Origin of the sequence: Streptomyces sp. NPDC091281 (assembly GCF_044757425.1) — a bacterium.
Classification (GTDB): domain Bacteria; phylum Actinomycetota; class Actinomycetes; order Streptomycetales; family Streptomycetaceae; genus Streptomyces.
In genome coordinates this window covers 321043-330684 of the sequence record NZ_JBIVUY010000012.1, presented here as the reverse complement: position 1 = coordinate 330684, position 9642 = coordinate 321043, and the positions used below count along the sequence as shown (strand labels likewise).

General features: G+C 75.0%; 10 protein-coding genes. 4 read left to right on the top strand and 6 right to left on the bottom strand.

Annotation, left to right across the window (positions count from 1 at the left end; genetic code table 11):
• Positions 1 to 154: 154 nt before the first annotated feature.
• From ACIQPQ_RS28845 to ACIQPQ_RS28835, 3 genes are all read left to right on the top strand, one after another.
• Complete coding sequence (locus tag ACIQPQ_RS28845) at positions 155 to 1222, top strand: YihY/virulence factor BrkB family protein (protein ID WP_401309281.1); 1068 nt, start codon at positions 155 to 157, stop codon at positions 1220 to 1222.
• Positions 1162 to 1905: a hypothetical protein gene (locus ACIQPQ_RS28840; protein WP_401309278.1), complete on the top strand. Its 744-nt coding sequence runs from the start codon at positions 1162 to 1164 to the stop codon at positions 1903 to 1905. Before ACIQPQ_RS28845 ends, ACIQPQ_RS28840 begins: the two co-directional genes overlap by 61 nt.
• A 175-nt stretch (positions 1906 to 2080) precedes the next feature.
• Positions 2081 to 2323, top strand: a complete 243-nt coding sequence (locus ACIQPQ_RS28835) for a DUF6411 family protein (RefSeq protein ID WP_401309276.1) — start codon at positions 2081 to 2083, stop codon at positions 2321 to 2323.
• 80 nt (positions 2324 to 2403) lie between these two features.
• On the opposite strand, the gene ACIQPQ_RS28830 is transcribed toward ACIQPQ_RS28835, so the two are convergent.
• The 4 genes from ACIQPQ_RS28830 to ACIQPQ_RS28815 all read right to left on the bottom strand — a co-directional run bounded on the left by ACIQPQ_RS28830 (position 2404) and on the right by ACIQPQ_RS28815 (position 6682).
• Positions 2404 to 2586, bottom strand: a complete 183-nt coding sequence (locus ACIQPQ_RS28830) for a hypothetical protein (protein WP_401309273.1) — start codon at positions 2584 to 2586, stop codon at positions 2404 to 2406.
• Between the two features lie 103 nt (positions 2587 to 2689).
• Entirely contained in the window at positions 2690 to 4774 is a 2085-nt protein-coding gene (locus ACIQPQ_RS28825) for an iron ABC transporter permease (protein WP_401309270.1), read from the bottom strand.
• A 4-nt stretch (positions 4775 to 4778) separates the two neighbouring features.
• Positions 4779 to 5756 carry an iron-siderophore ABC transporter substrate-binding protein gene (locus ACIQPQ_RS28820; protein WP_401309268.1) on the bottom strand — a complete coding sequence of 326 codons (978 nt, stop codon included), beginning with the start codon at positions 5754 to 5756 and terminating at the stop codon, positions 4779 to 4781.
• The gene (locus ACIQPQ_RS28815; RefSeq protein WP_401309265.1) at positions 5753 to 6682 is read right to left on the bottom strand and encodes an ABC transporter ATP-binding protein; all 930 of its coding nucleotides are present in this window, start codon (positions 6680 to 6682) and stop codon (positions 5753 to 5755) included. The genes ACIQPQ_RS28820 and ACIQPQ_RS28815 overlap by 4 nt, the downstream gene beginning before the upstream one ends.
• Positions 6683 to 6787: 105 nt before the next feature.
• Between ACIQPQ_RS28815 and ACIQPQ_RS28810 the strand changes: the two genes are divergently transcribed.
• The gene (locus tag ACIQPQ_RS28810; RefSeq protein ID WP_401309263.1) at positions 6788 to 7606 is read left to right on the top strand and encodes a siderophore-interacting protein; all 819 of its coding nucleotides are present in this window, start codon (positions 6788 to 6790) and stop codon (positions 7604 to 7606) included.
• A gap of 37 nt (positions 7607 to 7643) precedes the next feature.
• Here ACIQPQ_RS28810 and ACIQPQ_RS28805 read toward each other — a convergent pair whose 3' ends face one another.
• A complete protein-coding gene (locus ACIQPQ_RS28805; protein WP_401309260.1) occupies positions 7644 to 8249 on the bottom strand; it encodes an MSMEG_1061 family FMN-dependent PPOX-type flavoprotein in 606 nt (201 codons plus the stop codon).
• A gap of 91 nt (positions 8250 to 8340) precedes the next feature.
• Positions 8341 to 9600, bottom strand: coding sequence for a glycoside hydrolase family 88 protein (locus tag ACIQPQ_RS28800; RefSeq protein WP_401309257.1), 1260 nt, complete (start codon positions 9598 to 9600; stop codon positions 8341 to 8343).
• Positions 9601 to 9642 lie beyond the last annotated feature (42 nt).

The window sequence follows — 9642 nt, the reverse complement described above, 5'->3', positions numbered from 1 at the left end:
CGCGCCCCCCCCCCCCGCCCGCGGGCCCCCCCCCCCCGCCCCCCCCCCCCGGCGGGGCGCCGGGGGGGGGGGGGGTCCCCGGGGGGGGGGCGGGGGGGGGGGCCCCCCCCGGCCGCCGGAGCGCGCTCCGGCCGAGGGAGGGAGCCCCACCGCGATGGGCACAGCCGCACACGTCCCGCAGACCCGGGACATGATCGGGGAGGAACTCTCCGGCGACGAGGCGCTCACCGCGCTGCGCCGGTACGGCGGCCCGCGGCTGCTGGCCGACGCCTTCACCCGCTTCCGCTACGCCGACGGCTTCACCCACTCCCGGGCGCTCGCCTTCCAGGTCGTGCTCGGGCTGGTGCCGTTCGTGCTGGCGCTGGTGGGGCTCGCCGCCTCCGTGCACACCGAGGCGGTCGGGCGGGTGGTCGAACGGACCCTCGCCCAGGTCGTGCCGGGTGCCGGGGCCGACGTCGTGGACGACGCGCTGGCCGGGACGCGGCGCAGCGCGGACGGCGACGCGTGGGGCACCCTCGCGCTGTGGTCCGGGCTCGGCTTCGCGCTGCTGAACCTGACGTCCGCGATGGGCCAGATCGAGCGGGGCGCCAACCGCATCTACGGCATCGAGCGCGACCGCCCGTTCCCCCGCAAGTACGGGCGGGCCCTGGCGCTTTCGCTGGCGGCCGGGATGCCGCTGGTCCTGGGGTTCGTCGCCCTGGTGGCCGGGGCGCCGCTCGGCGACGCCGTCGCGGGCGTGCTCGGCGAGGGCGGCGGCGGGCGGCGCTGGTGGGACGTGCTGGAGGTCCCGGTGGGGCTGGCCCTCGCCTGGGTGGCGTCCGCCGTCATCTTCCGCTGGTCGCCGCGCAGGCGCCAACCGGGCTACACCTGGCTGGCGTTCGGCAGCGCCGTGCATCTGGTGCTCTGGGTCGGCGCGACCTGGCTGCTGGCGCTGTACGTCGGCGGCAGCGGCACGTTCGGCGCCGTGTACGGGCCGCTCACCGCGGTGGTGGCCCTGTTGCTGTGGGCCAACGTGACGGCGGTCGCCCTCTTCCTCGGCATCGCCTTCGCGGCCCAGCTGGAGGCGGCGCGGGCGGGGCTCGCGGCGCCCGCCGGACCCGACCCCGGGCCGGGGGGCGAGCCGCCCGCGGGGCCGGAGGAGGCGCCCGGCACCATGGACGGATGGACGACGAACTCCCCCTCATCCGGCGCGATCCCGCACCCGACCGCTACGGACGCCTGACCGTCCGCGCCCGCGGACTCGCCGCCGCGGACTGGCTCACCGTGCCCGCGCCCGGACAGGGCGTGGGCAGGGCCGCCTTCGGCACGGTCGCCGGGGTCTCGGCACCCGGATTCCCGGCGTACGCACGCCTGTTGCATCCGGCGGCGCTCGACGAGCGGCCCGTGCGCTGGGCGGAGGTGGGCGCCGCCCACGGCCGGGCCGTCGCGCCCGGTACGGCGTGGCACGAACTCGTGGGCCTGGAACGGGACTACGCCAACCGCTCCGACCAGGGCCTGCCGGGGGTGTGGGACGAGCATCCCGCCGAGGGGCCGACCCCGCCGGACGTGGCCCGCGCCCTGCTGCCCGTCCTCGCCCGGCACACCACGACCCCCGACCGCTGCTGGTTCGGCCTGTGGGAGGGCTACGGACGCTGGGACTTCGGCCGGTTCCCCACCTTCGCGACGCCGGGCCGGGACGAGGTGCTGCTGTCGGGGACGCTCACCGACGCCGTCTCGCCGGTGGACCTGGACGAGTTCACCGAACTGCCCGACCTGTGGTGGCCGGAGGACCGCGCGTGGTGTGTGGGCGGCGACGTCGACCTGGTCAGCACCTACGTCGGCGGGTCGGCGGACCTCGTCGCCGACCTGCTGGCCGCGCCCGGCCTGGAGGCGCATCCGGTGACCGCGGGCGACCTGCTCGGCTGACGCGGACGGGCAGGACGGGGCATGCCGGGCGGACGGGTCCTCCACGGCGAACTACGCGTATCGGCGTCGGGTTTCCCGCGCCGGGAACGATCCGGGTGGTCTGGAAGCGTCGGGACGGGGCACCCGATCCGTGTCGGACCGAGCGCAACAGCCCCTCACCCCAAGGGAGAATCCCATGGTCATCGTCGGCGTCCTCGCCGCCTGTGTCGTCCTCGCCGTCCTGGCCTTCGCGCTGCCGCGGCTGTCCCGGCACCCGCAGAACGGCGCGCAGCGGACGCTCGGCCTGGGGTCGCGGGCCGGTTCCAAGGCCCCGGGCCGACTGGGCCGTTGGTTCAGCAAGCCGTTCAGCTCCAGCTCGCGCGCCCTCGGCCGCAGCGGCTCCGCCGGGCGCCGCACCCGCGGCCGGATGCCCTTCTGACCGGGCACCCCGGCGCACACACGCGGCGGCGCCGCCTCCCTGGGACTGGGAGGCGGCGCCGCTTCGTTCTCGTCCGGACCTCAGACGAGCCGGCCCACGAAGTGGATCAGCCCGGCGAGGATGTCGGTGAGAAGGTTCATGCTCGTGCTCTTTTCTTGCGATGAGTGGGACCGCGCGTCACCACGGTCTGCAGCCCGTCGCTTGCGCACCGTCAGTATCGAACGCCCCACCCGCCCCGCGTCGACCGCACGGGCGACGATCACCTGTTCCAGGGAACATCTGAACACCTGTCCCCTGCACGTATCTTGAGCCCGCCGCCGCGGTAGTTCCGCGGGCGCCTCCGGTGCCGTCGGCGGGCGCGGGCCGTCACTTCCGGGTGCGGATCAGCAGGTACAGGAAGTACGGCGTCCCGATCACCGCCGTCATCAGTCCGGCGCCGAGCTGCGCGGGCGCGATCACGGTGCGGCCGACGAGGTCGGCGGCGCAGACGAGGGCGGCGCCCAGCAGCACGGCCACCGGGACGACCCGTACGTGGCGGCGGCCGACGAGGGCGCGGGCCGCGTGCGGGGCGACCAGGCCGACGAAGCCGATGGTCCCGGCGGCGGCGACGGCGGTGGCGCTGAGCACGACGGCGAGCAGCAGGAACCCGAACCGGGCGGGCGCCAGGCGCAGTCCGAGCAGTCCGGGGGTGTCGTCGTCGAGGGAGACCAGGTCCAGCTCGGTGCGCCGGACGACCGCCACCACCAGGCCGAGGAGCAGCGCGGCGGCGACGGGGACCGTGTCCGGGCCGGTGCGGCCGTAGGTGGAACCGGAGAGCCAGGTCAGGGCCTTGGTCGCGTTGAACGGGTCGGTCAGCACGATGAACAGGCTGATGAGGGCGGTGGTGGCGGCGGAGACGCCGACCCCGACGAGGACGAGCCGGTTCTGGCCGAAGCCGCCGCGGGCCGCGAGGCCGAAGACGACGACGGAGGTGACGGCGGCCCCCGCGAACGCGGCGCCCGCGATGCCCCAGGACCCGGCGCCGGTGACGGTGGTGACGCACAGGACGGCGCCGAGCGCGGCGCCGCCGGAGACGCCGAGGATGCCGGGTTCGGCGAGCGGGTTGCGGGTGACGGCCTGGACGAGGGTGCCGGAGAGCGCGAGGGCGCCGCCCGCGAGGAGCGCGGCGGCGACGCGGGGCACGCGGGTGTCGAGGACGAAGGAGATCGAGGACGCGGCCCTGCCCTGCGCCCAGTTGACGACGTCGCCGAGGAGGAGCTTGGTGTCGCCGAGCAGGACGGCGGCCAGGACGACGCCGACGAGCAGGGCGGTGATCGCGGCCACGGTGACGAGGAACGCGGTGCGGCCCGGGATGCGCAGCCGTTCCGGGGCGCTCGCTGCGGCGGCGTCGCGCACCCGCAGCGCCATGCCGACGAGGAAGACCGCGCCGAGGAGGCTGGTGACCACGCCGGTGGGCACGGCGACGGCGGACTCGGCGGAGACCAGGGCGCGCAGCAGCACGTCCGCGCCGAGGACGAGTCCGGCCCCGGCGAGCGCGGCCACGGGCAGCAGGCCGCGGAGCCGGGCGAAGGGGCGCAGGCGGCGGGCGAGCGGGCGGACCAGGGCGGGGGCGCACAGGCCGACGAAGCCGATGGGTCCGGCGAGGGTGACGGCCGCCGCCGACAGCAGGGCGGCCAGGACGACGACGGTGATCCGGGTGGCGCGCACCGGCACCCCGAGCCCGCGGGCGGCTTCGTCGCCGAGGGCGAGGGCGTCCACGCGGCGGGCGACGAGGACCAGTCCGGCGGCGGCCAGGACGGCGACGGGCGCCATCTGCACGACGCCGTCGAAGCCGTTCTGGCTGATGCTGCCCTGGTTCCACTGGTAGAGGCCGTGGGTCTCCTCGGGGAAGAGCAGGAGCAGGCCCTCGGTGACGGAGGACAGGCCGAGGGTGAGGGCGCTGCCCGCGAGGACGAGACGGACGGTGCCGGTGCCGAGGCCGGACAGCGACAGCACGACGGCCGCGGCGGCGAGACCGCCGACGAAGGCGACACCGGAGGAGGCCAGCAGCGGCAGGGTGACGCCGGAGACGGTGAGCAGGCCGAGCGCCAGGTAGGAACCGGCGTTGACGGCGAGGGTGTCGGGGGCGGCGAGGACGTTGCGGCTGACGGCCTGGAGGGCGGCCCCGGCGATGCCGAGGGCGGCGCCGACCAGGAGTCCGGCGGCCATCCGGGGCAGCCGGGAGGCGATGACGACGGACGCGTCGGAGGCGTCGGCGCGGCCGGTGAGGGCCTTCCAGACCTCGGCCGGGCCGACGGAGGCGGTGCCCTGGGTGATGTCGGCGACGGCGAGGGCCGCGACGACCAGGACCAGCGCGACCGCCACCGCGGCCGCGCCGGTCCGGGAGGCCGGTGCCGGGGTGCCGCCCGAGGTGGCGGGCGCGGTCGGGGGCGCGGGGGCGGTGACGGTCATGCCGTTACTTCGTGAGGGCGGCGACGAGGGCGTCGACGTACGCCTCCATCGCGTCGGTGCCGCCGAACATCCAGATGCCGTCGGGCAGTCGGTGGACGTTGCCGGCCTTGACGAAGGGGAGGGACTTCCAGACGGCGTTCTTGCCGAGCTGGTCGGCGAAGGGGTCGCCGCCGTCGGCCTTGTTGCCGATGTAGGCGAACTCGACGTCGCCGAGGCCGGTGAGGCCCTCGACGTCGGTGGAGCCGAGGCCGTAGTCCTTGTCGCCCTCGACCTTCCAGGCGTTCTTCAGGCCGAGCGCCTCGTTGACCTCGCCGAGCAGCGAACCGCTGGTGTAGGGGCGGATGGAGACCTGGTTGGAGGCGACCCAGCCGTCGGCGAAGGCTATCTCGCGGCCCGCCAGCTTGGCGTCGGCGAGGGCCTGCTTGCCTTCGGCGAGCTTGGCGTCGAAGGACTTCTTCAGTCCGTCGGCCTTGCCGGTGGTGCCGGTGGCCTCGGCGATGAGGTCGAGGTTCTCCTTCATCTGCCCGATCTGGTCCGCGGAGTCGGCGGAGCGGACCTGGAGGACGGGGGCGACCGCGCGCAGCTGCTTGACGGCGGCGGCCGTCAGGTCGGTGGTGGCGACGATCAGGTCCGGGGAGAGCGCGGCGATGGTGTCCATGCTGGGCTCGCCGCGGGTGCCGATGTCCTTGGGCGAGGCCGTGAGGGGGGCGGCGGTGTCCCAGGCGGTGTAGCCCTTGACGTCGGCGACGCCGACGGGCTGGACGCCGAGGGAGACGAGGTTCTCCACGACGTTCCACTCGGTGCCGACGACCTTCTTCGCCGGGCCGTCGAGGGTGACCTTCGCGCCGCTCGCGTCGGTGAGGGTGATGCTCTTCGCGGTGGGTTCGGCCTTCTTGTCGGCGGCGGGCTCGGTGGTGCCGCAGCCGGTGAGGACGACGGCCGCGGCGGTGGCGGCGGCGAGGGTGACCAGGGAGCTTCTCATGGGGTGGTGCTGAGCCTTTCGGTGCGGGCGTGGTGGCGGCCGACGGCGCGGGTGCGCAGCCCGCCGGTGGTGGGGTCGGTGTCGACGTCGATGCGGATGCCGTAGGTCTCGGTGAGGCGTTCGGCGGTGAGGACCTCCGCGGGGCGGCCGTCGGCGACGACGCGGCCCGCGTGCAGCAGGGCGACACGGTCGGCGACGGCGGCGGCCTGGTCCAGGTCGTGCAGGACGACGCCGACGGCGATGCCGTGGTCGTCGGCCAGGTCCCGGACGAGGTCGAGGAGTTCGACCTGGTAGCGGAGGTCGAGGTAGGTGGTCGGTTCGTCGAGGAGGAGGACGCCGGTCTCCTGGGCGAGGCAGCCCGCGAGCCACACCCGCTGGAGCTGCCCGCCGGAGAGGTGCTCGGCGCCCCGGTCGGCGAGGTCCAGTACGTCGGTCATGGCGAGGGCGCGGTCCACGGCGGCGGCGCCGTCCGGGTCGGCGCGGCCCCAGCGGCCCCGGTAGGGGTAGCGGCCGAACTCGACGATGTCGCGGACGGTGAGTCCGCTGGGGGTGGGGCGGCCCTGGGTGAGGAGGGCGACGCGGCGGGCGAACGCGCGGGAGGTGAGGGCGAGGGCGTCGGACGCGCCCGCGCTCTCCTCGCCGTCGCGGTCGCCGGGGGCGCGGTCGGGGCCGTCGGCCGTGGCGTCGTCGGGGCCGCCGAGGAGGAGGGTGGCGGTGCGGGGGCGCTGGAGCCGGGCGAGGGTGCGCAGCAGGGTCGACTTGCCGCTGCCGTTGGGGCCGACCAGCGCGGTGACCTCGCCGGGCCGCAGCGTCAGGGCGGCGTCGTGCACGACGTCCGTGCCGTCGTACGCGACGCACACCTCGCGGGCCGTCAGCCGCTGTCCGCGTCGGCGGAACGCCTCGGGTTTCTCTTCTCCGGAACTCACACCGTTAGGTTAGCCTACCCTTAATTTGGCTGAATCCAGCGGGTCCGGCGGGCGGCGACGACCCAGCCTCCCTGGCCGTTACTTAGCTTAGGCTAACCTGCTTTCATGGCGAAGATCCCCAGGCTGATGCCCCAGGACCCGCGCATGTTCCGCGCCGAGGTCGTGCGCGCCGAGCGCGTCTCCCCCTCCCTCCACCGTGTCACCGTCACCGGCCCCGACCTGGCCGACTTCACCTGGCTGGGCTTCGACCACTGGTTCCGGCTGTTCCTGCGCCTGCCCCACCAGGACCGGCTGCGGCTGCCGGAGTTCAGCGGCTCGCGCTGGTGGCAGCCGTATCTGGCGATCCCGGAGGCGGAGCGCCCGCACTGCGCCAACTACACGGTGGCCGATTTCCGCCCCGGTGCCGCCGAGATGGACATCGACTTCGTGGTGCACCGCGGACCCGACGGGGAGATCGAGGGCGGCGCGGCCGTCTGGGCCTGCCGGGCCCGCGCGGGTGACGAACTCGCCGTACTGGACCAGGGGTTGCTGTTCGACCTGCCCGAGGACGCCACCGAGGTGATCATCGCGGCCGACGAGACGGGACTGCCCGCCACCACCAACATCCTGCGCTCACTGCCCCGGCACACGGTGGGGCGGCTCATCCAGGAGGTGCCCGTGCCCGGCGACCGCCGCGACCTCGACGCCCCGCCCGGCATGACCGTCACCTGGGTGGTCCGCGACGGCGACGACACGGTCCCCGGCACGGCCGCGCTCGGTGAACTCCGGCGGCACGAACGGGCGGACGCCGCCGGGTACGCCTTCGTGGTCGGCGAGTCGACGCTCGCCACCGAGGGGCGACGGCATCTGCACCGGGCGGGCCTGCCGAAGGGCCGGATCACCTTCTCGGGCTTCTGGCGGCACGAGGGCGAACGGGCGGCCTGAGACGGGCGCAACACCCGGACAGACCGCCGACGCCCCGTCAGTCCCCTTGCCCCGCACGGGACTTCCACAGACCGGAGCGGTTCAGGGACTGCGGGCAGTGCCGGAAGATCTCGTCGATCTCGACGACCAGCGCCAGCACGGGCCGACGGCCGTCCTCCCGCGTCATCGCGTCGAAGAACGGCGCGTCGGTGAGCAGCCGGGCCCGCCCGTTGATCCGCAGCACGTCCCGGGTGCCGGGGATGAGGTAGAGCAGCCCGGCGTGCGGGTTGGCGAGGATGTTGTGGAAGCTGTCGGCCCGCCGGTTGCCGGGCCGGTCCGGCAGCGCCAGCGTCGACGGACCGAGGACATGCGTGAAGCCGGGGCCGTCGCCGCGCGGCGACACGTCGCAGTTGCCGTCGGCGTCGGCGGTGGCGAGCAGGCAGAACGGCGAGCGGGCCAGCAGGTCGAGGTCGTCCTCGGTGAGACGGTCGTGGACCTTGTCGATGACGAGCGGCATCGGCTCGCCCATCAGCTCCCGCAGGTCACGCGCGGAACGCAGCTCGACCCAGCCGTCCTCGGCGCCGGACACGGCACCGGTCGGGGCGCCGTCCACGGGCGGGGTCGTCGCCGGAGGCGGGGTGGTGGTGTCGGTCGTCTGGGACAAGCCGGTCTCCCGGAGCGGATCAGAGGCGGTCAGGTATGCCTAACCTAACCGACGCCCTGATCCGGCCTCCGGGCGGCCGGGTCGGCCGGGCTCAGACGGTCGACAGATCGACGGCGCGGTTCACGGCCTGCGGGTCGAGGACGCGCAGGATGCCTTCCAGCAGGTAGTAGTCGGCGTACGGCAGCGAGATCTCCACGCCGTCCTCGGCGGGCCGGTTGCGGGTGCAGCGGGCCACGACGGCGTCGGCGCGGGCCGACCGGTCGGTGAGGCAGGTCCGGGCCAGCGCGGTGAGCAGCCGCAGCGCGACCGCCCGGTACTCCGCCACCCCGGTCGCGGCCGACAGGTCCAGCAGCCCGCAGGCGAGGATCGCCCCGGCGGAGGCGTCCTTGACGTCGTTCGGCTGCTGCGGGGCCCGGAAGTCCCAGACGGGGACGTGGTCCGCGCCGAGGGCGCCCACCGCGAAGTCGGCGAGCCTGCGGGCGGTGGTGAGGAACTGCCGGTCCCCGGTGCGCCGGTACATGGTGGTGAACCCGTAGACGCCCCAGGCCTGGCCGCGCGCCCAGCAGGACGTGGGGCTGTAGCCCTGGACGGTGTTCGGGCCGAGGGCGGCGCCGGTGGCCGGGTCGAAGTCGTAGACGTGCGGGGTGGAGCCGTCGGCGCGCGGGAAGACCCGCTGGGCGGTACGGGCGTGCTGGACGGCGATGTCGAGGTACTTGGGGTCGCCGGTCTGCCGGGTCGCGAAGGCCAGCAGGTCGAGGTTCATCATCGTGTCGATGATCACGCGGCCCGCGTCGTTCGGGGAGTTCAGGGCGCCCCAGGCACGGAGGTACCGGCCGCGCGGGTTGTAGCGCTGGATCAGGGAGTCGGCGGCGCGCAGCGCGCCGGTGCGCCAGGTGGCGTCGCCGGTGAGGCGCCAGGCGGTGACCCAGGACGGGTAGAAGAGGAAGCCGAGGTCGTGGGTGCCGGTGTCGGTCTGGCGGGGTGCGAGGCGGCGCGCGGAGTCGGCCGCGCGGGTGCGGAAGGTGTCGTCGCCGCTGTGCAGCCAGGCCATCCAGAGCGTTCCGGGCCAGAAACCGCCGACCCAGTCGCCGTTCTGGGAGTAGGTCCACTTCTCGAATCTGGTCCCGACGGGGAAGGCGGTCACGCCGGGGGCGACGGCCCGCAGCTTGGTGACGGCGTAGTCGGCGGCGGTACGCAGGGTGCGCAGCGTCTCCGCCGGATCCTCGGCGGCCGGTGCGGCCCCCGCCCCGGCGGTCACCGCGTCGGCGGCCCGCGCGGGCCCGGTCGCCACCACCGAGGCGGCACTCGCACCCGCCGCCGTGGACAAGAGGGCACGCCGGGACACAGTCATGGACATCCACCTCGGGAAAGGGTCGGAAGGAAAAGAGGGGGT

Excerpts from the sequence above, each read along its gene's own strand:
- ACIQPQ_RS28810 (WP_401309263.1), top strand. The coding sequence starts at position 6,788 with ATGGCGAAGATCCCCAGGCTGATGCCCCAGGACCCGCGCATGTTCCGC.
- ACIQPQ_RS28820 (WP_401309268.1), bottom strand. The coding sequence starts at position 5,756 with ATGAGAAGCTCCCTGGTCACCCTCGCCGCCGCCACCGCCGCGGCCGTC.
- ACIQPQ_RS28800 (WP_401309257.1), bottom strand. The coding sequence starts at position 9,600 with ATGACTGTGTCCCGGCGTGCCCTCTTGTCCACGGCGGCGGGTGCGAGT.
- ACIQPQ_RS28845 (WP_401309281.1), top strand. The coding sequence starts at position 155 with ATGGGCACAGCCGCACACGTCCCGCAGACCCGGGACATGATCGGGGAG.
- ACIQPQ_RS28840 (WP_401309278.1), top strand. The coding sequence starts at position 1,162 with ATGGACGACGAACTCCCCCTCATCCGGCGCGATCCCGCACCCGACCGC.
- ACIQPQ_RS28835 (WP_401309276.1), top strand. The coding sequence starts at position 2,081 with ATGGTCATCGTCGGCGTCCTCGCCGCCTGTGTCGTCCTCGCCGTCCTG.
- ACIQPQ_RS28825 (WP_401309270.1), bottom strand. The coding sequence starts at position 4,774 with ATGACCGTCACCGCCCCCGCGCCCCCGACCGCGCCCGCCACCTCGGGC.